The 21,639-nt window shown below is 75.1% G+C and carries 20 protein-coding genes; 7 read left to right on the top strand and 13 right to left on the bottom strand.

Annotated elements, in window-relative coordinates; translation table 11 throughout:
* Positions 1 to 171: 171 nt before the first annotated feature.
* The 4 genes from IEW07_RS11030 to IEW07_RS11015 are packed head-to-tail and all read left to right on the top strand — an operon-like array spanning position 172 to position 5,110.
* Positions 172 to 936 (top strand): LamB/YcsF family protein, encoded by a 765-nt coding sequence (locus tag IEW07_RS11030; protein ID WP_188537136.1) that lies wholly within the window; start codon positions 172 to 174, stop codon positions 934 to 936.
* The gene (locus IEW07_RS11025) at positions 933 to 2,588 is read left to right on the top strand and encodes a 5-oxoprolinase subunit B/C family protein (protein WP_229741778.1); all 1,656 of its coding nucleotides are present in this window, start codon (positions 933 to 935) and stop codon (positions 2,586 to 2,588) included. The genes IEW07_RS11030 and IEW07_RS11025 overlap by 4 nt, the downstream gene beginning before the upstream one ends.
* A gap of 4 nt (positions 2,589 to 2,592) precedes the next feature.
* Entirely contained in the window at positions 2,593 to 4,320 is a 1,728-nt protein-coding gene (locus IEW07_RS11020) for an acetyl/propionyl/methylcrotonyl-CoA carboxylase subunit alpha (RefSeq protein WP_188537134.1), read from the top strand.
* 55 nt (positions 4,321 to 4,375) lie between these two features.
* Positions 4,376 to 5,110: a GntR family transcriptional regulator gene (locus IEW07_RS11015; protein WP_229741777.1), complete on the top strand. Its 735-nt coding sequence runs from the start codon at positions 4,376 to 4,378 to the stop codon at positions 5,108 to 5,110.
* Positions 5,111 to 5,162: 52 nt separating this feature from the next.
* Here the strand turns inward: IEW07_RS11015 and IEW07_RS11010 are convergent, their stop codons facing one another.
* From IEW07_RS11010 to IEW07_RS10990, 5 genes are all read right to left on the bottom strand, one after another.
* Positions 5,163 to 5,972: a putative hydro-lyase gene (locus IEW07_RS11010; RefSeq protein WP_229741776.1), complete on the bottom strand. Its 810-nt coding sequence runs from the start codon at positions 5,970 to 5,972 to the stop codon at positions 5,163 to 5,165.
* Entirely contained in the window at positions 5,969 to 7,222 is a 1,254-nt protein-coding gene (locus tag IEW07_RS11005) for an NRAMP family divalent metal transporter (protein ID WP_188537132.1), read from the bottom strand. The genes IEW07_RS11010 and IEW07_RS11005 overlap by 4 nt, the downstream gene beginning before the upstream one ends.
* 176 nt (positions 7,223 to 7,398) lie before the next feature.
* Entirely contained in the window at positions 7,399 to 8,139 is a 741-nt protein-coding gene (locus IEW07_RS11000; protein ID WP_229741775.1) for an SAM-dependent methyltransferase, read from the bottom strand.
* 47 nt (positions 8,140 to 8,186) lie between these two features.
* Positions 8,187 to 8,660 (bottom strand): MarR family transcriptional regulator, encoded by a 474-nt coding sequence (locus tag IEW07_RS10995; RefSeq protein WP_188537130.1) that lies wholly within the window; start codon positions 8,658 to 8,660, stop codon positions 8,187 to 8,189.
* 41 nt (positions 8,661 to 8,701) lie between these two features.
* Positions 8,702 to 9,187, bottom strand: coding sequence for a hypothetical protein (locus IEW07_RS10990; protein WP_188537128.1), 486 nt, complete (start codon positions 9,185 to 9,187; stop codon positions 8,702 to 8,704).
* A 252-nt stretch (positions 9,188 to 9,439) separates the two neighbouring features.
* Here IEW07_RS10990 and IEW07_RS10985 point away from each other — a divergent pair, with 252 nt between their 5' ends.
* Positions 9,440 to 10,006, top strand: a complete 567-nt coding sequence (locus tag IEW07_RS10985; protein ID WP_188537126.1) for a MarR family winged helix-turn-helix transcriptional regulator — start codon at positions 9,440 to 9,442, stop codon at positions 10,004 to 10,006.
* A gap of 17 nt (positions 10,007 to 10,023) precedes the next feature.
* On the opposite strand, the gene IEW07_RS10980 is transcribed toward IEW07_RS10985, so the two are convergent.
* The 8 genes from IEW07_RS10980 to IEW07_RS10945 all read right to left on the bottom strand — a co-directional run bounded on the left by IEW07_RS10980 (position 10,024) and on the right by IEW07_RS10945 (position 19,510).
* A complete protein-coding gene (locus IEW07_RS10980; protein ID WP_229741774.1) occupies positions 10,024 to 11,118 on the bottom strand; it encodes an AI-2E family transporter in 1,095 nt (364 codons plus the stop codon).
* 94 nt (positions 11,119 to 11,212) lie between these two features.
* A complete protein-coding gene (locus IEW07_RS10975; protein ID WP_188537124.1) occupies positions 11,213 to 12,160 on the bottom strand; it encodes an electron transfer flavoprotein subunit alpha/FixB family protein in 948 nt (315 codons plus the stop codon).
* A 50-nt stretch (positions 12,161 to 12,210) separates the two neighbouring features.
* Complete coding sequence (locus IEW07_RS10970; protein ID WP_188537123.1) at positions 12,211 to 13,029, bottom strand: electron transfer flavoprotein subunit beta/FixA family protein; 819 nt, start codon at positions 13,027 to 13,029, stop codon at positions 12,211 to 12,213.
* A gap of 88 nt (positions 13,030 to 13,117) precedes the next feature.
* Positions 13,118 to 13,939: an HpcH/HpaI aldolase/citrate lyase family protein gene (locus IEW07_RS10965; RefSeq protein WP_188537121.1), complete on the bottom strand. Its 822-nt coding sequence runs from the start codon at positions 13,937 to 13,939 to the stop codon at positions 13,118 to 13,120.
* Between the two features lie 130 nt (positions 13,940 to 14,069).
* A complete protein-coding gene (locus IEW07_RS10960; RefSeq protein ID WP_188537182.1) occupies positions 14,070 to 14,573 on the bottom strand; it encodes a MaoC family dehydratase in 504 nt (167 codons plus the stop codon).
* A 55-nt stretch (positions 14,574 to 14,628) separates the two neighbouring features.
* Positions 14,629 to 15,789 carry an acyl-CoA dehydrogenase family protein gene (locus tag IEW07_RS10955; RefSeq protein WP_188537119.1) on the bottom strand — a complete coding sequence of 387 codons (1,161 nt, stop codon included), beginning with the start codon at positions 15,787 to 15,789 and terminating at the stop codon, positions 14,629 to 14,631.
* The gene (locus IEW07_RS10950; protein ID WP_229741773.1) at positions 15,786 to 17,897 is read right to left on the bottom strand and encodes an ATP-binding protein; all 2,112 of its coding nucleotides are present in this window, start codon (positions 17,895 to 17,897) and stop codon (positions 15,786 to 15,788) included. The genes IEW07_RS10955 and IEW07_RS10950 overlap by 4 nt, the downstream gene beginning before the upstream one ends.
* A 5-nt stretch (positions 17,898 to 17,902) precedes the next feature.
* On the bottom strand, positions 17,903 to 19,510 hold the full coding sequence (locus IEW07_RS10945; protein WP_188537117.1) for a carboxyl transferase domain-containing protein: 1,608 nt from the start codon (positions 19,508 to 19,510) through the stop codon (positions 17,903 to 17,905).
* A 126-nt stretch (positions 19,511 to 19,636) separates the two neighbouring features.
* Between IEW07_RS10945 and IEW07_RS10940 the strand changes: the two genes are divergently transcribed.
* Both IEW07_RS10940 and IEW07_RS10935 read left to right on the top strand, forming a co-directional pair.
* Positions 19,637 to 20,356, top strand: coding sequence for a TetR/AcrR family transcriptional regulator (locus IEW07_RS10940; RefSeq protein WP_188537115.1), 720 nt, complete (start codon positions 19,637 to 19,639; stop codon positions 20,354 to 20,356).
* The gene (locus IEW07_RS10935; protein ID WP_188537113.1) at positions 20,353 to 21,552 is read left to right on the top strand and encodes an acyl-CoA dehydrogenase family protein; all 1,200 of its coding nucleotides are present in this window, start codon (positions 20,353 to 20,355) and stop codon (positions 21,550 to 21,552) included. The genes IEW07_RS10940 and IEW07_RS10935 overlap by 4 nt, the downstream gene beginning before the upstream one ends.
* The last annotated feature ends 87 nt before the right edge of the window (positions 21,553 to 21,639 follow it).

The raw sequence follows: 21,639 nt of genomic DNA, 5'->3' as shown, positions 1-21,639 counted from the left end.
CCTTCACGAGCGGGCGGACGGGCGCAGCGGACGGGCGGGTGTGGCGGACGCTACCGACCCGGTCCGGAGCGGTCAACGCTCCGGCCGGCGGCGCACTCTCGCCCCACAAATTGTTGAACAATCTGGGCGGAGAGGGCATCCTGGTAGCACCGACGTGACAAGGAGCACAGCATGACCCCCTCCGACATCGACCTCAACGCGGACTGCGGCGAGTCGCTCCACGCCTGGGCCATGGAGGGCGACGAGGCCGTCCTGCGCGTGGTCACCAGCGCCAACGTGGCCTGCGGCTTCCACGCCGGGGACCCCACGGTCGCCCGGCGCACGTGCGCGGGGGCCGCCGAGCACGGGGTCGCCGTGGGCGCCCAGGTCTCCTACGACGACCTCAAGGGCTTCGGCCGGCGCTTCATCGCCGTGCCCCGCATGGAGCTGACCGACCAGCTCGTCTACCAGATCGGCGCCCTGCAGGCGCTCGCCCGGGCCGCCGGCACCGGGGTGGGCTACGTCAAGCCGCACGGCGCCCTCTACAACACGATCGTCCACCACGAGGAGCACGCCGCGGCCGTGGTCGACGCCGTGCGCGCCGTCGACGAGAGCATGCCCCTGCTCGTGCTGCCCGGCTCCGAGATCGAGCGACAGGGGCGGGCGGCCGGGCTGCGCACCGTCCGGGAGGCCTTCGCCGACCGCGGCTACACCCCGCAGGCCACCCTCGTGCCCCGCTCCGAGCCCGGCGCCGTCCTGCACGACCCCGAGGCGATCGCCGCGCGCGTGGTCCGGATGGCCGTCGAGGGCGTCGTCGAGGCCGTCGACGGCTCCCTCGTGGAGGTGGACGCGGAGAGCATCTGCGTGCACGGGGACACCCCGGGCGCGCTGGCGATCGCGGAGCGCGTGCGCGGCGCCCTGGAGGAGGCCGGCCTGCGCGTCGGCAGCTTCCTGTGAGCGCGGTGCCGGGGACCCGCCCCGGCGACCGCCGGGTCCGGCCCCTCGGTCCTCGCGCGGCGCTGGTCGAGTGCGCCGACCTGCACGACGCCGTGGCGTTGCACGCCCGCCTCGCCGGCGCCGGCCTGCCCGGCCTCGTGGACTGCGTGGCGGGGGCGGAGACCGTCGTCGTGCGCGCGAGCACCACGGAGGCCCTCCGCCGGATCGTCGCCGCCGCCCTCGCGGCCCCGCGCGGGAGCGCAGGGAGCGGTGAGGCGCGCACCGTGACGATCGACGTCGTCTACGACGGGGAGGACCTCGCGGCCGTGGGCGAGCTCACCGGCCTCGGGGCGGACGGCGTGGTCCGGGCCCACACGGAGCAGGAGTGGACCGCGGCGTTCGCCGGCTTCGCCCCCGGCTTCTTCTACTGCGTCGGCGACCCCGCCGGCAGCCTCGACGTCCCCCGCCGGGACACGCCCCGCACCGCCGTCCCCACCGGGTCCGTGGCGCTGGCCGGCCGCTTCTCCGCGGTCTACCCGCGCCGCTCCCCCGGCGGCTGGCAGCTCATCGGCCGCACGGCGGCCCGGATGTTCGACCTCGACCGCGCCGACCCCGCCCTCCTCCGGCCCGGGGACCGCGTCCGCTACCGGCCCGTGCGCGAGCTCGTCGAGCCGGCGCCGCGCGCCGCCGCGCCCGCGCCGGTCCGGGGAGCGCACCTGGTCGTGGACCGCCCCGGGCTGCAGACGCTCGTGCAGGACCGCGGCCGCGCGGGCTCCGCCGCGCTGGGCGTCTCCCCCTCGGGCGCGCTCGACGACGCCGCGGCCGCCGCGGCCAACCGGCTCGTCGGCAACACCCCGGACGCGGCGGTGCTGGAGAACCTGCTCGGCCGGCTCGAGCTGACCGCGCACGGCGACCACGTCCTGGCGGTCACCGGGGCCACGGCGCCCCTGGCGGTCGAGGGCCCCAGCCCGTGGCGGCCCGGGCCCGGCACCCCCTTCGCCCTGCGCGACGGCGAGCGGCTGAGCGTCGGCGCCGTCGAGGACGGGGCCCGGGTCTACGTGGGCGTCCGGGGCGGCGTCGCGGCGCCGCCGGTGCTGGGCAGCCGCTCCGCGGACACGCTCGCCGGCCTGGGCCCCGATCCGCTCGCCGCCGGCGACGCCGTGCCGGTCGGGCCCGGCCCCGGCACGGCCGTCCAGCCGCCCGAGCCGCCCGTGCGGTGGCCCGGCGTGGCCTCGGTCCGTGTGGTCCCCGGCCCCCGCGACGACTGGTTCGCCCCCGCCGCGGTGGAGGCGTTCTTCGCCCAGGAGTGGGAGCTCACCGCGGAGTCCGACCGGGTGGGCGCCCGGCTGGCCGGCGAGCCGCTGGAGCGCACGCGCACCGGCGAGCTGCCCAGCGAGGGGACCGTGCCCGGCTGCGTCCAGGTCCCGCCCTCGGGCCTGCCCGTCGTCCTGCTGCAGGACTCCCCCACCACCGGGGGCTACCCCGTGGTCGGGGTCGTGCACCCGGAGGACCTGGCGGTCCTGGCCCAGCTGCGGCCCGGCTCCCGGCTGCGCTTCGAGCGGACCCCGGCGCCGGACCTCCTCCCGCCCGGGCCCGCCCCGTCGGATCCCGCCCCCTCCCTCCCCGGGAGCTCCGTTTCCGGGACCCCCGCCACCGAGAAGTCCCAGGAGTAGCACCGTGCGCAAAGTCCTGATCGCCAACCGCGGGGAGATCGCCGTCCGCGTCGTCCACGCCTGCGCGGAGGCCGGGCTCGCGTCCGTGGCCGTCTACGCCGACCCCGACGCCGACGCCCCGCACGTCCTGCTCGCCGACGAGGCCTACGCCCTCGAGGGCACCTCCCCCGCCGAGACCTACCTGGACGGGGAGGAGATCCTCGCGATCGCCCGCCGGTGCGGCGCGGACGCCGTGCACCCCGGCTACGGCTTCCTCTCCGAGAACGCCGGCTTCGCCCGGTCCGTCGTCGAGGCCGGGCTGACGTGGATCGGCCCCTCGCCCGAGACGATCGCGCTGCTCGGGGACAAGGTCGCCGCCCGGGAGATCGCCCGGCGGGCCGGCGCCCCGCTCGTGCCCGGCAGCGACGGGCCCGTCGAATCCCCCGAGGACGCCCGGGCCTTCGCCGAGGAGCACGGCCTGCCGGTGATCGTGAAGGCCGCCCACGGCGGCGGCGGGCGCGGCATGCGCGTGGTCCGGGAGCTCGAGCACGTGGAGGACGCCTTCCTCTCGGCGGCCCGCGAGGCGCAGAGCGCGTTCGGCCGGGACGAGTGCTTCGTGGAGCGCTTCCTGGACCGGCCGCGCCACGTCGAGGCGCAGGTCGTGGCGGACGCCCACGGCGGCGTGGTCGTGCTCGGGACCCGCGACTGCTCCCTGCAGCGGCGCCACCAGAAGCTCGTCGAGGAGGCCCCCGCGCCGTTCCTCACGGACGACCAGCGCGAGCGCATCGCGCAGGCCGCGGAGGGCATCTTCCGGGAGGCCGGCTACGTGGGCGTGGGCACGGCCGAGTTCCTCGTGGCCCAGGACGGGCTGATCTCCTTCCTGGAGGTCAACACCCGCCTGCAGGTCGAGCACCCCGTCACGGAGGAGGTCTACGGCGTGGACCTCGTGCGCGCGCAGCTGGCCATCGCCGCCGGCGGCCCCGTCCCCGTGGCCGGGACCCCGCCCGTGCGCGGGCACGCCCTCGAGTTCCGGATCAACGCCGAGGACCCCGGCCGCGGCTTCCTCCCCTCCGGGGGCACCGTCGAGGCGGTGGACGCCCCCACGGGGCCGGGCGTGCGCGTGGACTCGGGGATCCGCAGCGGGACGCGCGTGGCCACGACCTTCGACTCCCTGCTGCTCAAGCTGGTCGTCAGCGCACCCACCCGCGAGCAGGCGCTGCTGCGCGCCCGCACGGCCCTGCGCGAGCTGCGCGTCGTCGGGGTCGCCACCACCATCCCCTTCCACCGCGCCGTGCTGGAGGCCCCCGCCTTCGCCGGCGGCGACGGGCTCGGCGTGTGGACCACCTGGATCGAGGAGGAGTTCGCCGACCGGCTGGTGCCGGACGAGCACTACGCCCGCGCGGACGAGCCCGGCCGCACCCGCTTCACCGTGGACGTGGACGGCAGGCGCGTGAGCATCGGGATCCCCGACGCCCTCGCGGCCGCGCTGAGCGCCGGGCCGGCCGCCGGCGGCGCCCCCTGGCCCGCGGCCCCCGCCGACGACGGCGCCGTGGCCGCCCCCTTCGCGGGGACCCTCGTCTCGTGGCTGGTCGCGGCGGGGGACACGGTGGAGCAGGGCCAGGACGTCGCCGTGCTCGAGGCCATGAAGACGGAGACCCGCGTCCCCGCGCCCCGGGCGGGACGGGTCGGCGAGCTGCTGGCGGCCCCCGGCGACAGCGTGGACGCCGACCAGGTGCTCGCCCGGCTGGGCTGAGCCCCGGCCCGGGCGGGCGGGGGACGCCGCCGGCAGGTGCCAGGATGGTGGATTGATGAACACCGCCGAGATGCACACCGTCGAGAAACACGCCGCCGAGAAGCACGCCGCCGAGAACCAGGCGTTGAGGACCGCCGTCGCGCTCGCCGGCCCGGCCCCGCAGGGCGAGGCCACGCACTGGGCCGCCGAGGTGCTGCGCCGCGGCATCACCGCCGGCCGGCTGCTGCCCGGGACCAAGCTCTCCGAGGCGCGGGTGAGCGAGGTGCTGGGCATCTCGCGCAACACCCTGCGCGCGGCCTTCGCGGCCCTCGCCGACGAGAACCTGCTCACCCGGATCCCCCACCGCGGGGTGTTCGTGGCGCGGCCCGGGGCGGACGAGGTCCGGGAGGTGCACCGGGTCCGGCTGGCCCTGGAGACCTCCGCGCTGCGCTGGGCCGAGCCCGCCCCGCAGCCGGAGCTGCACGCCGCCGTCGAGGACGGCCGCGCCGCCCGCGAGCGCGGCGACGTCCCGGGCATGGCGGACGCGAACCAGCGGTTCCACCGCGCCGTGGTGGCGCTGGCGGGCTCCGCCCGGCAGGACGAGCTGATGGCCCGGATCCTGGCCGAGATGCGGCTGGTGTTCTTCAGCATGCGGGAGGACCCGTCGTTCCACGAGCCCTACATCGAGCGCAACGCCCGGGTCCTGGAGCTGTTCGAGGCCGGCCGGCGCCAGGAGGCCGCCGCGGCGATGGAGGAGTACCTGCGGGATTCGCGGGACCAGCTCCTGGCGGCGCTGGGCGCCGGGCGCTGAGGCCCCGGCCCCGGCGCCCCGCCGGCCCCCGGGGCCGGGGCCGAGGGCTCCGTCACGGCACCTGGTACTGCCAGTCGGGCAGGTCGGTGACGAGCATGTGCCCGGGGGCGTGCCCGAGGGCGAACGGCACCCCGGAGGCGAGCACGGCCGCCTGGGGGGTCACTCCGCAGGCCCAGAACACCGGGACGTGCCCGGCCGGGATCTCCACCGTGTCCCCGTAGTCGGGGGCCGAGAGGTCCCGGATGCCCAGCTCCTCGGGCGCCCCCACGTGCACGGGCGCGCCGTGGACGGCCGGGTAGCGGGAGGTGATGCGCACGGCGTCGGCCACCCGGGACGCCGGGACCGGGCGCATGGACACCACGAGCGGCCCCGACAGCCGGCCCGCCGGCTCGCACGGGACCGTGGTGCGGTACATCGGGACGTTGACGCCCTGGTCGATGTGCGCGACCGGGATCCCGGCCTCCTGCAGGGCCGCCTCGAAGGTGAAGCTGCAGCCCAGGGCGAAGGTCACGAGGTCCTCGCGCCACACGTCCAGCAGGTCCGTGCGGGTGCCCGCCGCCTCGCCGTGCTCGTAGACGGTGTAGAGCGGGACGTCGGTGCGCACGTCTCCCCCGCGCAGGAGCGTCCCGGAGACCTCGCCCGGCTCGAGCACGCCCAGCACGGGGCACGGCTTGGGGTTGCGCTGGGCGAAGAGCAGGACGTCGAACGCCCAGTCCCGCGGGACGACGATCAGGTTGGCCTGCGCCCACCCGTCGCACCAGCCTGAGGTGGGCGTGACGAGGCCCTCGCGGAACAGGGCCCGGGCGCCCGCCGGGGCCAGGGCGGCGCGCTCCCGGCGGTCCGCGGGCTCCGCGGCGCTCACGACCACAGGGCTGCGATGCCGCTGAGCGACTGCACGCCGAGGTAGATGGTGAGCAGCCACACCGCGGTGCCGAGGGCGGCGAGCCACACCGGGTACCGGTAGCCGCCCAGCAGGTCCCGGCGGCGCCAGGCCACCCACAGCAGGACCGCGAAGCCCAGCGGCAGGATCAGCCCGTTCACGGCGCCCGCCACGATGAGCAGGGTGGAGGGGGCCTGGCCCAGCAGCACGAAGACCGTGGCCGAGACCAGGATGAACACCACGGTCAGCAGGTTCCGGGTCCGCGGCCGCGTCCGGGAGGTGGTGACGAAGGAGACCGAGGTGTACGCCGCGCCGATCACGGAGGAGATGGAGGCCGCCCACAGGATGAGGCCGAACAGGCGCAGGCCCACCTCGCCCGCGGCGCTCTGGAACGCCTGGGCGGCGAGGTTCTCGCCCGCGAGCTGGGCCCCGCCGGCGACCACGCCGAGGATGGCGAGGAACAGCAGGAAGCGCATCACGCCGGTGACCACGATGCCGATCACGGAGCTGCGCGAGATCTGCTTGACGTTCTCCACGCCGGTGATGCCCGCGTCCACGATCCGGTGGGCGCCGGCGTAGGTGATGTAGCCGCCCACGGTGCCGCCGATGAGCGTGGTGATGACTAGGAAGCTCACGTTCTCGGGCAGCACCACGCTGCGCAGGGCCTCGCCCACCGGGGGCCGGGACACGAAGGCCACGTAGGTGGTCACGAGGATCATGACCAGGCCGAGCACCACCACGATCCGGTCCAGCGCCACGCCGGCCCGCTTGCTGACGAAGACCCCGACCGCGATGAGCGCGGTGATGATGCCGCCCCACGTGGGGTCCAGGCCCAGCAGCGCGTCGAGGCCCAGGCCGCCGCCAGCGGTGTTGCCGATGTTGAAGACCAGTCCGCCGACCGCCACCAGCACGGCGATGAACCAGCCGAGACCGGGCAGCACGCGGTTGCCCAGCTCGTGGGCCTTGAGCCCGGAGACGCCGACGATCCGCCACACGTTCAGCTGCACGGCGATGTCGACCACGATCGAGACGACGATGGCGAACGCGAAGGCCGCACCGAGCTGGACGGTGAAGTTCGCGGTCTGGGTGATGAAGCCGGGGCCGATGGCGCTCGTGGCCATGAGGAACAGGGCGCCGAGCAGGGCCGACCTGTTCACGGCCCGCATGGCCACCGGGCCGCTGACGGTGCCGCGCCCCTCCGGGGCCGGCGGTGGAGGTGCGGAGCTGGACATGGAGGGGCCTCCTCGGGTGGAAGAGCGACCTGCGCCCGACGACGGCGCCGGCCACTCACGACGTGGCCCCGGTCACTTTCGAGCCAGTGTAGCGATTGTTGAACAATCTGCACAACGGTCCGCGACGAGGATCCGGGCGTTGCCGCCCGCCCCGGCGGCCGCCCTCCGGAGGTCCGTCAGAGCCTCCGGGCCCTCGCCACGAAGAACTCGTAGCCGTAGCAGTCGGAGTGCCGGCTGTACATGTCGATCTCCGCCTCGCACGCGTCGAGCACGGGCAGCGCGTCGGGGGCCGTCGAGCCGTCAGCACGCAGCTCGGCGATGCGGGAGCGCATGGGCGTGTAGAAGTCGTCCCACCAGGCGGCCTCCGGCAGCGCGAAGTGGCCGAGCACCTCGAAGCCCCGGGCCGCGAGCAGCGCGAGGACGTCGGGCACCGATCCCATGGTGGGGTACTCAGCGAAGGCCTCGCGGACCGGCGGCGGCACGTCGCGCCCGAGCCATACCGCGTCCGTGAACGCCAGGCAGCCGCCGGGGCGCAGCAGGCGGCGGCACAGCGTCAGCGCGGGCTCCAGGCCGAGGTTGTAGAGCGCGCCCTCGGACCAGAGCAGGTCCGCGCACCCGGCGGGGAGCCCGGTCTCCGCCATGTCCGCGACGAGGGGCCGGATCCGGGCGGAGAGCCCGCGGGCGGCCGCGCGGCGGGCCAGGACGTCGAGGAACGGCGCGTGGCTGTCCACCGCCACGACGGTGCCGCCCGTGAGCTCGGCCAGGTCCATGGTCTGGGCGCCGGATCCGCAGCCGAGGTCCACGATCCGCGGCTCGGACGGCAGGCCCTCGCACATCGCCAGGGCGCGCGCGGTGCACGCCCGGCTCCCCGGGCCCTGCCGGGGCAGCGACTCGAACAGGGCGAAGAAGTGGTCCACGGGAGTGCCTCCGGCTCGGTCGTCGGCGCCGCCCCGGCCCGGGCGGCTCAGGAGGGGCGCAGCGCCGAGGCCAGGGCCGAGTCGAGGGCCTCGAGGGTCCGCAGCAGCACGCGCAGCTCCTCGTCGTCGAGGTCCTCCAGGACGGCGCCGACCGCGTCACCGGCGGGGGCGAGGATCGCGGCGGCGACCCGCTGCCCGGTGCCCGTGACGTGGAGGGTGACCCGGCGGCGGTCCGCCGGATCCGGGCGCCGCTCGATGAGCGAGCGGCTCTGCAGCCGGTCCAGGACGGTGGTGGTCCCGGCGGTCGTCACGCCGAGGGCCTCGGCGAGCTGGGACGGGTTCCACGGCCGGCCGCGGTCCTCGGCGTCCAGCACGAGCAGCAGGGCCTCCGCGTCCGTGGGGCCCAGGTCGTGGTGGCGCGCCACGGTGTCGTTCACGGTGCGCAGGACGCCGGGGTAGTGGCGCAGCCCGCTGAGCACCCGGTCCACCAGGGCGGGGCGGTCGTCGCGGTTCGCGGTCATGGTCAGGCCTCCTTCCGACGTCGGTGGCCGGAGCGGCGGGTTCAGCCGGCGGCGGCCAGTTCGCCCGGGACGGCGCGGGCCGGCTGGGCCACGACGACCTCGTCGAGGAGGGCCTGGACGTCCACCACGTCCATCGCGGCGGCGTCGGCGAGGGCGCAGGCCGACACCCCGTGGCGCGCGGCGCGGCGGATCTCGGCGTGGAGGGCGCTGACCGCCCGGTCCAGCGCCCACCGCGCCGACTCCAGGGCGCCGTCCACGGGCGCGATGTCGAGGCCGACCCCGATCTCGTCGTGCGACATGCCGTCCTGGAGGACCTGGTCGCGCATCCACTCGGCCTCCTCCACCTCGCCCGCGGCGGTGAAGACCTGCTGGACGAGCCGCGAGTGGAAGAAGCGGGGATCCGCGGACCCGTTCAGGCCGTCGGCGTCGAGGAGCTCGGTCCCCGCGGAGAGAAGGGGGACGTGGACCGAGTCCACCGACCGGGTCGTCGACTGCGGGCGCTGCACGGACACTGCCTTGCTCATCATCGAACCTTCCTCGCGTCTTCCTGGAACCGGCCCCTGGTGCTGGGCCACGCGGTGGAACCGGGGCTCCGCCGCGTGATCCATGCAACCCCATAATCGCTAGAATGTCTAGCTATCAGCTGTGTTGGTTGTACGATCGACGAGAAGGCGCCCGGCCGCTCCCCGCCGGTGGGGAGCCGCATCCGCTCTCCGCCGGAGCGCGGAGAACTCCTCCCAGCCCACCACCCCACGAACCCGTTCCTCCAGGAGGTGCCGGTGAACTCTGCGTCAACTCCTGACTCCTTCCCTGACTCCTCCCCGGGCTCCTCCCCGGACTCCTCCGGGTACTGGTACGGGCAGGACGAGCGCCGGTCCGGCGCGGTGCGCGTCCTGCAGGCCCTGCGCGAGTACCGCGCCGCCGAGACGGCGATGCGCCGGCGCACCAAGGACTCCATGGGCATGGGTGAGACCGACCTGCTGGCCCTGCGGTACCTGCTGGAGGCCGCCCGCGCCGGCCGGCCCATGGGCCCCCGGGAGCTGGGGCAGAGACTGGGCATCTCCTCCGCCTCGACCACCACGCTGCTGGACCGGCTCGCCAGGAGCGGGCACGTCCGGCGGGAGCCCCATCCAACCGACCGCCGCGCGCTGGTGATCGTGGCGACCGAGGACTCCGACTCCGAGGTCCGCGCGACCCTCGGCGCGATGCACCGCCGCATGATGGCGGCCGCCGAGGGCCTCAGCCCCGAGCAGGCCGCGACGGTGGTGGACTTCCTGCGCTCGATGCGGGACGCCGTGGACGGGATCGACGACCCGCCCGCCGAGGACGTCCCCGGCCCCGCCTGAGCAGTCCCGGCACGGGGTCAGGGCGGCGGCCCCTCGACGGATGCCTGGGGGGACCTGGTCCAGATGAGGAGGACGGACCAGGCCACGGCCGTGACCGGCACGGCCAGCACGGCCCCCACGACGCCCGCGATGATGGCGCCGCCGGCCAGTGCGAGCAGGATCACCAGGGCGTGGAGGTTCAGGGCCCTGCCCATCACGATCGGCTGCAGCACGCGGCCGTCGAGCTGGTTGATGGCCACCACGACCGCCACGACGATCAGCGCCGCGAGGGGTCCGTTGGCGACGAGGGCCACCAGCGCCGCGAGCACGCCGCCCAGCGCGGCGCCCACGAGCGGCACGAAGCCGCCCAGGAAGATGAGGACCGCCAGGGGCAGCGCCAGCGGCACGCGCAGGACCAGCAGCGTCACGCCGATGACGACCGCCTCCAGGAGGGCGACGATCGCGGTGCCCCGCATGTAGTTGCCCAGGATCTGCATCGTCGTGGTGCCCGAGAGCAGCAGCTTGTCGAGGTGGTCGCCGTGGAAGGGCCGGAGCAGGAAGAACCAGATCCGCGCGCCGTCCTTGAGGAAGAAGAAGAGGATGACGGCGCCGAGCAGGATGCCCGCGAAGACCTCGGCCGCCGCGGAGATCCCCAGCAGCGCCCCGGCCCGGAACCTGTCGCCGGAGACGAAGTCCACGAGAGCGGAGAGGAGGTCGTCCAGCGCCTGCTGGCCGAGCGGGATCGGTCCCGCGATGATGAACTCCCGGAGCCGCTCCAGGCCCGCCACCGTGGCGACGACCAGCTCGTCCCACTCGCCGCGGACCGAGAAGACGATGCCGGTGACGACCCCGCCGAGGGCGAGCAGCGTGGCGAGGAAGGTGATCCACGTGGCCAGGGTGGGCGGCACGCCCCGGCGCCGCAGGAACCCGACGACCGGGTTGAGCGTGGCGGTCAGGATCAGGGCGATCGTCAGGGGGATCACGACGAGCTTGAGCTGGACCAGGGCGTAGACGACGACCACCGCGGCGGCGAGCACGATCAGCATCTGGGCCGCGCGGATGGACGCCCGGCCCAGGGCGTCGGCCCACAGCCCGCTCTCCCGCCACCCGCTCCTGGCATGCGAACCCGCCATGGGAACCGATCCTCCCGAGGTGCCACCGACGACTGGTCTTCAGCATGCCCCCGATACCGTCGATCGCCAAGGACCCGGGGCCCGAGGCTCCGGCTCAGGAGCGCAGCTTCCGCAGGTGCTCCACCGCCTGCGGCAGCACCTTCCGCAGATCGCCCACGATGCCGAGGTCCGCGATCTCGAAGACCGGCGCCTGCTCGTCCTTGTTGACCGCGACGATCACCCGGGCCGTCTGCATGCCCGCGCGCTGCTGGATCGCCCCGGAGATCCCGCACGAGACGTAGAGCTGCGGGGACACGGTGCGCCCGGTCTGCCCGATCTGCGCCTCGTGGCCGATCCACCCGGCGTCCACGGCGGCGCGGGAGGCCCCGACGGCCCCGCCCAGGACGTCGGCGAGCTCCTCGAGGGGACCGAAGTCGCCGCCGGTGCCGCGCCCGCCCGCCACGACCACCCGCGCCTCGGCCAGGGGCGGGCGGTCCGAGGCGGGCAGCGCCCTCCGCCCGACCACCCGCGCGGCCGGCGCGGGGTCCGCCACCGCGTGCGCGCGGACCCGCGGCCGGCCGGCGGCGGCCGGGACGTGGCCGGAGAGGTCCACGGAGTTCGCCCGCAGCGCGGCGACGAGCACCGCGCTGCGCGCCCGGCACCGGGTGGTCCACCCGCCGGCGAGGACGGACTTGGTGGCCACGAGGTCGGCGTCGAGCGCCACGACGTCCGTGATCACCCCCGCCCCGAGCCGCACGCCGAGGCGGCCGGCGACCTCCTTCGCCTCGGGGGTGCCGCCGAGCAGCACGACCCGCGCCCCGGAGTCCCGGGCGGCGGCCTCCGCGAGCGCGACCGCGGGCACGGTCAGCCCCTCGCCCGGCTCCTCGGCGGGGACGTGGACCGTCCCCACCGCGTGCCCGGCCAGCTCGTCGAGCAGGGCCTCCGCCGGGGCCCCCGGGACGACGACGTGCGTCCCGCCCAGCCCGCCCGCGAGCACGAGCAGCTCCCGGTCGCTGCGGCGCAGGCCCTCCGCGGTGTCCAGCACCACCAGTGCCGTGGTCATGGTTCCTCCTCCTGCCCGGGACCGGGCGAGCTCGGGTGTGGGGGCCGGTCTCAGACCAGCTTCTCTGCGACCAGGAACTCCGCCAGGCGGATCCCGCCCTCGCCCTCGTCCACCACGATCCGGCCGGCGGAGCGCGGCGGGCGGGGCACGGCCTCGAGCACCTCGGTGAGGGACCCGGCGAAGCCCACGGCCTCCGCGTCCAGGCCGAGGTCGGCCGCCGACCACGTCTGCACCGGCTTCTTCTTGGCCGCCATGATCGCCTTGAAGTTGGGGTAGCGGGGGGTGTTGATCCGGTCGGTCACCGACACGACGGCCGGCAGCTCGGCGACCACCTCCAGGACCTCGGTCTCGGTGTCCCGGGTGGCGGTGAGCGAGGCGGCGTCGTCGTCGAGGGCCAGCGAGCTCGCGAGGCCCACCTGGGCGAGGCCGAGCCGCTCGGCGAGCTGGCCGGGGACCAGGGAGGTCTCCCCGTCGGTCGAGGCCATGCCTGTGAGCACGAGGTCCACGGGCGCCCCGGCGTGCCGGGCGATCCGCTCCACCGCCGCGGCGAGGACCCGGGCGGTGACCCAGGCGTCGGAGCCGGCGAGGGCGTCGTCGAGCACGTGGAAGCCGCCGTGGGCGCCCAGCTGCAGGGCGCGCTTGAGCGCGCCGGCGGCGCCGGCGGGGCCCATGGTCAGCGCCAGCACCCGGTCCTCGGCGTTGTCGCGCGCCTCGGTGAGCTGCAGGGCCGCCTCGACGGCGTACTCGTCGAGCTCCGAGAGGATCCCGGAGGAGCGGTCCACGACGGGCGGGTCGCCGGCGAGGACGCGCTCCTCCTTGGCGTCGGGCACGTGCTTGACCAGCACGACGACGGTCAGGGGCTGGGTCATGGTCTCCTCCAGGGACTCGTCGGGACGGGCGAGAACGGGCGCGGGACGGGGTCGGGAACCGGGGCGGGCGGCAGGGCCGGGAACCGGGTCAGGCCTCGGCGCGGCGCACGAGCCGCTCGGCGTGGCGGAGCAGGGGCTCATCGACCATCCGGCCGCGGAACGTGAAGACGCCGGCGGCGCCGCGGGCGGCCTCGAGCAGCTCGCGGGCCGCCGCGACCTCCTCGGCGGCGGGCCGGTAGGCCGTGCGGACGGTGCCGACCTGGCCCGGATGGATGCAGGCGGTGGCCGCGAAGCCGACGGCCGCGGCGTCGAGCGCCTCCGCGCGCAGTCCGTCGAGGTCGGCGATGTCCACGTGCACGGCGTCGATCGCGGGCTTGCCCGCGGCGGCCGCCGCGAGCAGGACGGCCGAGCGGGCGTGGCGGGCCACGTCCCGGTAGCCGCCGTCCGGGCGGCGGGAGGACGTCCCGCCGAGGGAGGCCACGAGGTCCTCCGCGCCCCACATCAGGGCGACCACGTTCTCCGCCCGCGCGATCTCCGCCGCGTTCACGACGCCCTCGGGGGTCTCGCACAGCGCGACGACGCGGTGCAGGCCCAGCTCCGCGGCCACGGCGAGCCGCTCGGCGGAGACGGCCTTGGGCAGCATGACGGTGGTGTAGGCGGTGTGCCGCAGGGCGACGAGGTCGTGGGCGAAGTCCTCGGTGTCCTCGGCGTTGAGGCGCACGATCGTCCGGGCGGGGTCCAGCGGCGTGGCCACGAGGGCGTCCCGGGCGGCGAGCTTCGCGGACGGCGCCACGGCGTCCTCCAGGTCGAGGATCACGGCGTCGGCGCGCTCGGCGGCCTTGGCGTAGCGCTCGGGGCGGTCGGCCGGGCAGAAGAGCAGGGCCGGGCCCGGTGGGAATGTGCCGGTCATGGGAGGCTCCTTCGCCGGAGGGTCGGTGCGGATGTCGGTGCGGATGTCGGTGCGGATGTCGGTGCGGATGTCGGTGCGGATGTCGGTGCGGATGTCGGTGCGGATGTCGGTGCGGATGTCGGTGCGGATGTCACTGCGGGGCCGCGTCGCGGCGCCACACGAGCACCGAGCGGGTGCACTCGGCCACCACGGCCCCGTCCTGGTTGCGGGCCGTGTGCTTGACCCGGACGATCCCCTGCCCCGGGCGGGAGGAGGACGGGCGCTTGCCGAGGATCTCGGAGGAGGAGTACATCGTGTCCCCGTGGAAGAGCGGGTGCGGGAAGACGACCTCCTCGAAGCCGAGGTTGGCCACGATGGTGCCCTGCGTCAGCTGCGCCACCGACGCCCCGACCAGGGTGGCGAGGGTGAACATCGAGTTCACGAGCCGCTGCCCGTAGGGCTGGCGAGCGGCCCACGCCGCGTCCAGGTGCAGGGACTGGGTGTTCATGGTGACCGTGGTGAACAGGACGTTGTCCGTCTCGGTCACGGTCCGGCCCGGGGCGTGCTCGTAGACCGTGCCCACCTCGAACTCCTCGTAGTAGAGCCCGCGCTGGCGGACCACCTTCCGGCCCTCGTGCGGGGTCTCCTGGTGCATCGTCACGGCGTCCTCCTGGCAGGTGCGGGTCCCGGCCCCGGATCGCGGGCCGGTGTCACAGGCCCAGATCGCGGGCGATGAGCATGAGCTGGACCTCGGTGGTGCCCTCGCCCACCTCGAGGATCTTGGAGTCCCGGTAGTGGCGGGCCACCCGGAACTCGTTGATGAACCCGTAGCCGCCGAAGACCTGGGTGGCGTCGCGGGCGTTGTCCATCGCGGCCTCCCCGGCCACGAGCTTGGCGATCGCGGCCTGGGTCTTGAAGGGCCGGCCGGCGAGCATCCGGGCCGCGGCGTCGTAGTAGGCCAGGCGGGCGGTGTGGGCGCGGGCCTGCATGCGGGCGATCTTGAAGGAGATGGCCTGGTTCGCCCCGATCGGCTGCCCGAAGGAGGTGCGCTCCTTCGCGTAGCGGATCGACTCCTCGACGCAGCCCTGCGCCGCGCCCGTGGCCAGGGCGGCGATGGCGATGCGCCCCTCGTCGAGGATGGACAGGAAGTTGGCGTAGCCGCGGCCCTCCTCCCCCAGCAGGTTCTCCGCCGGCACGCGGACGTCCTGGAAGGACAGCGGGTGGGTGTCCGAGGCGTTCCAGCCCACCTTGCTGTAGGCCTTCTCGGCCCGGAAGCCGGGGGTGTCCGTGGGGACGATGATCGTGGAGATCTCCTTGCGGGTCCGCCCGTCCGGCAGCTGCGCGGTGCCGGTGACGGCGGTGACGTTGACCAGGCGGGTGATGTCCGTGCCGGAGTTGGTGATGAACTCCTTGGCCCCGTTGATGACCCACTGCCCGTCCTCCCGTTTCGCGGTGGTGCGGGTGCCGCCGGCGTCGGAGCCCGCCTCGGGCTCGGTGAGCCCGAACCCGGCGAGCGCCTGCCCGCTCGCCAGCTGGGGCAGCCACTGCCGGCGCTGCTCGTCGGTGCCGAAGCGGTAGATCGGCATGGCGCCGAGGGAGACGCCGGCCTCGAGGGTGATGGCCACGGACTGGTCCACGCGGGCGATCTGCTCGAGGGCCAGGCACAGGGCGAAGTAGTCCCCTCCCATCCCGCCGTACTCCTCGGGGAAGGGCAGGCCGAACAGACCCATCTCCCCCATCTGCGCCACGATCTCGTAGGGGAACGCGTGCGCCTCGTCGTACTGGGCGGAGACGGGGGCGATCACCTCGTCGGCGAAGTCGCGGACGGTGTCGGAGAGGTCCTGGTACTCCTCGTCGAGCTCGGTGTTCATGCGCTCTGCTCCTCTGCGGTGGGGTCGGCGGACGGCGCCGGACCGGCCGGCGCGGCGCCGGTGTCCTGCGCCGCACCGGCGGGCGCGGCGCCGGTGTCCTGCGCGGCGCCGGTGGCGTGGGGGACGTCGGGAGCCACGCGGGCGAGCAGCTGGTGGAGCTTGACCTGCTCCCCCTGCCGCACGAGGACGTCCACCGTGCCGGCGGTGGGGGCGGTCAGGCGGTGCTCCATCTTCATGGCCTCCACGACGACGACGGTCTGCCCCTCCGCGACCCGCTCGCCGGTGGCGGCCGGGACCGCGACCACCGTGCCGGGCATCGGCGAGTGCAGCTCGGGGGCGGCGGTCCCGGCCGTGCGCTCCAGGGCGGCGAGGGCCCGCTCGAGCTGCTGCTCCCGGGACAGGACGGCGAGCTCGACGGCGAACCCGTCCTCCCCGACCCAGACGCTGTCCCCGGCCGGGGCGGCGGCGAGGTGGACGACCCGGCTCGTGCCGTTCGCCTCGAGCAGGTGGGCGTGCGGCCGGCCGGGCAGCGGGGTCAGGCGCACGGAGCCGTCGACGACGGTCCGCCTGGGCTCCTCGAGCCAGTGGGCCAGCACGACCGCGGGCCGGGCGCGGCCGGTGGCGCGCCAGCCGTCGGGCCGCGACCAGGGACCCTGGTCCTCGGACCGGGGCCGGTCGGCGGGACGGCGCCGTTGCAGGAATACGGCCGCGGCGGCGTAGTGGGTCTCGTCCGGGGCGGTGAACACCAGCTCGGGCAGCCGCCGCTCGATGAGCGTGGTGTCCATGTCCCCGGCCCGCACGGCGGCGTCGTTGATCAGGGCCCGCAGGTACTCGGTGTTGGTGCCCACCCCGAGGACCACGGTGTCCGCCAGGGCGAGGTCGAGCCGGTCCAGGGCCTGCTCGCGCGCAGCGCCCCAGGCGACGATCTTGGCGAGCATCGGATCGTAGGCCGAGCCCACCGCCAGCCCCTCGGCCAGGGAGGAGTCGACGCGGATGCCCGGGCCGGACGGCTCCTGGAGCGCGAGCACGGTCCCGGCAGTGGGCAGGAAGCCCCGGGCGGGGTCCTCGGCGTAGAGCCGGGCCTCCACCGCGTGGCCGGTGAGCACCACGTCCTCCTGCGCCAGGCCCAGGGGCTGCCCGGCGGCGACGCGCACCTGCTGCTCCACGAGGTCCACGCCCGTGACCAGCTCGGTCACGGGGTGCTCGACCTGCAGGCGGGTGTTCATCTCCATGAACCAGAAGGTCTCCGGGCGGTCCGCCGGGACGAGGAACTCCACGGTGCCCGCCCCGGTGTAGCCCACCGAGCGGGCCACCCGGCAGGCGGCCTCGCCCATCCGGGCCCGGCCGGCGGGGTCCAGCGTCGGCGAGGGCGCCTCCTCCACGACCTTCTGGTGGCGGCGCTGCAGGGAGCACTCGCGCTCCCCCAGGTGGATCACGGTCCCGTGCGCGTCGGCGAGGACCTGCACCTCGATGTGCCGGGGCCGCTCGACCAGCCGCTCGATGAGCAGGGTGTCGTCCCCGAACGCCGCGGCGGCCACGCGGCGGGCCGTGGCGAGGGCCTCGGGCAGCTCCCCGGGGGTGCACACCACATGCATCCCCTTCCCGCCGCCCCCGGCCGAGGGCTTGAGCAGCAGCGGGTAGTCCATCCCGGCGGCGGCGGCCACCAGGGCGTCGTCGTCGAGGCCCGGTTCGGAGACCCCGGCGACCGTGGGCACCCCGGCGGCGGCCACGTGGTTCTTGGAGCGGATCTTGTCGCCCATGATCTCCAGGGCCTCGGCGCCGGGGCCGATGAAGACGATCCCGGCCGCCGCGCACGCCCGGGCGAAGGCGGCGTTCTCGGACAGGAAGCCGTAGCCGGGGTGGATCGCCTGGGCGCCGGTGTCCCTCGCGGCCGCGACGATCGCGTCGATGCGCAGGTAGCTCTCGGCCGGGGCGGCCGGGCCCACGCACACGGCCACGTCCGCCTCGCGCACGTGCACCGCGCCGCGGTCGGCCTCGCTGTAGACCGCCACCGAGCGGATCCCCAGGCCCCGCAGCGTGCGGATGATCCGCCGGGCGATCTCCCCGCGGTTGGCGACGAGCACGACGTCGAACAGCTGACCGGTCACGGCGCTCACATCCTGAACAGGCCGAAGGCCGGCTCGGGCAGCGGGGCTCGTGAGCAGACCTCCAGGGCCAGCCCGAGCACCTCGCGGCTGTCCTCCGGGGCGATCACGCCGTCGTCCCACAGCCGGGCGGTGGAGTACCAGGGGTTGCCCTGCTCCTCGTACCGGGCCCTGATGGGGGCCATGAACGCCTCGCGCTCGGCCGGGTCCCACTCCTGGCCGCGGGCGGCCATCTGCTCCGCCTTCACCGTGGCCAGCACCGAGGCCGCCTGGGTCCCGCCCATCACCGAGATCCTCGCCTGCGGCCACAGGAACAGGAACCGCGGGGAGTACGCGCGCCCGCACATCGAGTAGTTGCCGGCGCCGAAGGAGCCGCCGATCACCACGGTGAGCTTCGGGACCCGGGTGGTGGCCACGGCCGTGACCATCTTGGCCCCGTGCTTGGCGATGCCGCCGGCCTCGTAGTCGCGGCCCACCATGAAGCCGGTGATGTTCTGCAGGAACAGCAGCGGGATCCCGCGCTGGTCGCACAGCTCGACGAAGTGCGCGCCCTTCAGGGCCGACTCCGAGAAGAGCACGCCGTTGTTGGCGACGATCCCCACGGGGTGGCCGTGCAGGTGGGCGAAGCCGGTGACCAGGGTGGTGCCGTACTCGGCCTTGAACTCGTGGAAGCGGCTGCCGTCGACGAGCCGGGCGATCACCTCGTGCACGTCGTAGCCGGTGTTGGGGTCCACCGGCACCGCCCCGGCCAGCTCGTCCTCGGCCACGGCCGGGGCCTGTGCCTCCTGCACCGGCCAGGCGCGCGGGCCCGGCGGGGGAAGGGTCGCCACGATGTCGCGGACGATCTGCAGGGCGTGGACGTCGTTCTCCGCGAGGTGGTCGACGACACCCGAGGTCGCCGCGTGCAGCTCCCCGCCGCCGAGCTCCTCGGCGGTGACCTCCTCGCCGGTGGCGGCCTTCACCAGGGGCGGGCCGCCCAGGAAGATGGTGCCCTGCTCGCGCACGATGACGGTCTCGTCGCTCATCGCCGGGACGTAGGCCCCGCCCGCGGTGCACGAGCCGAGCACCGCGGCGATCTGCGGGATCCGGGCCGCCGAGAGGGTGGCCTGGTTGTAGAAGATCCGCCCGAAGTGCTCGCGGTCCGGGAACACCTCGTCCTGCAGCGGCAGGTACGCCCCGCCGGAGTCCACCAGGTAGACGCAGGGCAGGCGGTTCTCCAGGGCGATCTCCTGGGCCCGCAGGTGCTTCTTGACCGTCATGGGGTAGTAGGTGCCGCCCTTGACCGTGGCGTCGTTGCACACCACCATCACCTGCCGGCCGTGCACCAGCCCGATCCCGGCGATCACCCCGGCGGCGGGGCACTCGTCGTCGTACATCCCCTCCGCGGCCAGGGCGCCGATCTCCAGGAACGGGCTGCCCTCGTCCAGCAGGTGGTCCACCCGCTCCCGCGGCAGGAGCTTGCCGCGCCCCACGTGCCGCTCGCGCGAGGCCTCCGGCCCGCCGCGGGCCACCCGGCGCAGCCGGTCCCGCAGCTCCCCTGCCAGCGCGGCCTGGGCGGCCGCGTTGCCGCGGAACTGCGCGCCGGCGGGGTCGACCCGGCTGGTCAGCACGCGCATCCGTTCCTCCGTCCCGGCGGCCCCCGCGGGTGCCCGTTCCGGTTAGTCCCGGCTAACTTGTCGCTCAGGTTAGTGGCCACTAACTAGAATGTCCAGGAACTGACCGACCCGCCGGAAGAAGGACCCATGCCGCGCACGGACCCCCGACCCGCCCCGGCCCCGCCCACCACGGTGCGGGGCCGGGCCAAGGCGCAGCGGCGCCAGGACCTGCTGGGGGCCTCGGCCACCCTGTTCGCCGAGCGGGGCTTCGCGGGCGTCTCGATCGACGACATCGGCGCCGCGGTGGGGGTCAGCGGGCCCGCGGTCTACCGGCACTTCCCGAGCAAGCAGGCCGTGCTGGGGGCGATCCTGCTGGAGGTCAGCCAGGACCTGCTCGACGGCGGGCGGGAGGTCGCCGCCCGCTCCGCCGATCCCGCCGAGCGGCTGCGGGCGCTGATCGCCTTCCAGGTGGAGTTCGCACTGACCCAGCCCGCCGTGATCGTGGTGCAGGACCGCGAGCTGCCCAACCTCACCGAGGAGGACCGCCACGAGGTCCGCGCCCTCCAGCGCGGCTACGTGACGCTGTGGGCCGACACCCTGGGCGAGCTCGCGCCCGGGCGCGACGCCGCCGACCTCGCCCTGCGCGCCCAGGCCGCCTTCGGCCTGATCAACTCGACCCCGCACTCCCTGCGCGCCCGCCAGCGGCTGCGCGCCCCGCGGGACGCGGGCCGGGCCGACGCCGCACGAGCCGCCCTGGAGGACATGGCCTGGGCCGCGCTCGCCACCGCCTGGGCCGCACCGACGACGCCACCGACAACGCCGACGACGCCACCGCCCGACCCGACCAGCCCCGGAGGCACACCGTGACCGAGTCCCCGTCCGCCCAGCCCTTCCCCCTCGGCGACTCCGCCTTCTACGAGGAGGAGCACGAGGAGTTCCGCGAGGTCGCCCGCGAGTTCGTGGTCCGCAAGGTCGAGCCGCACTACGCCTCCTGGGACGCCGAGCACATGATGCCCCGCAGCCTGTGGACCGACGCCGGGGAGGCCGGCCTGCTCGGCCTGGCCGTGCCGGAGGAGTACGGCGGCATGGGCCTGACCGACTACCGGTTCCGCGCTGTGCTCGACGAGGAGCTCGTGCGCCGGGGCGCCCTCGGCGCGGCCCTGGCCTTCCACCTCAACGACGACTGGGTGCTGCCCCACCTGCTCGCCCACGGCACCGAGGAGCAGAAGGAGCGCTGGTTGCCGCGGATCCTCACCGGGGAGCTCGTCACCTCCGTGGCCTGGACCGAGCCGGGGGCCGGGTCCGACCTGCGCGGGGTGCGGACACGGGCCGTGCGCGACCGAGAGGACTGGGTGCTCACCGGGCAGAAGACGTTCATCGGCAACGGGATCAGCGGGGACGCCGCGCTGGTGCTGGCCCGCACCGACGGCCGGACCGACCGCGCGGGCGAGGACAGCTTCAGCCTGTTCCTGGTGCACAAGGCCGACTCCCCCGGCTACGAGGTCGGCCGGCAGCTCGACAAGATGGGCGTGAAGGCCTCGGACACCGCCGAGCTGTTCTTCGAGGACGTCCGGGTGCCCGGGAGCAACCTGGTCGGGACCCAGGGCGGGGGGCTGCGCCAGATCCAGCAGCTGCTGCCCCAGGGCCGGCTCGCGATCGCCGTGGCCGCGGCCGCCGTCGCCCGGGCCGCCCTGGAGGAGACCGTCCGGTACACGAGGGACCGCACGGCCTTCGGCTCCCGCGTGCTGGACTTCCAGCACTCGCGCTTCGAGGTCGCAGACCTGGTGGTCGAGGTCGAGGCCACCGAGGCGTACGTCCGGCGGGCCGTGCACGCGTTCAACGCCGGCGCGCTCGACGTCGTCGGCGCCTCCAAGGCCAAGTACTGGGCGAGCGAGCGCGCGAAGGCCGTCACGGACCGGTGCCTGCAGCTGCACGGCGGCTACGGCTACATCCTCGAGTACCCGGTGGCCCAGGCGTACCTGGCCTCCCGGCTGCTGACGATCTTCGGCGGCACGAGCGAGATCCTCCGGGAGACGATCGGGCGCGCCGTGGCCGAGGGCTGAGCACGTCACACACGACGGGACGTGAGCCGGGTCACGTACAGTGGCGAGCGCCGGACGACCGCCACCCCCCACCGACCGAGCCGGGAG

This window comes from Kocuria dechangensis, from assembly GCF_014636775.1.
GTDB lineage: Bacteria > Actinomycetota > Actinomycetes > Actinomycetales > Micrococcaceae > Kocuria > Kocuria dechangensis.
This window is presented reverse-complemented; position numbering and strand designations above follow the sequence as displayed.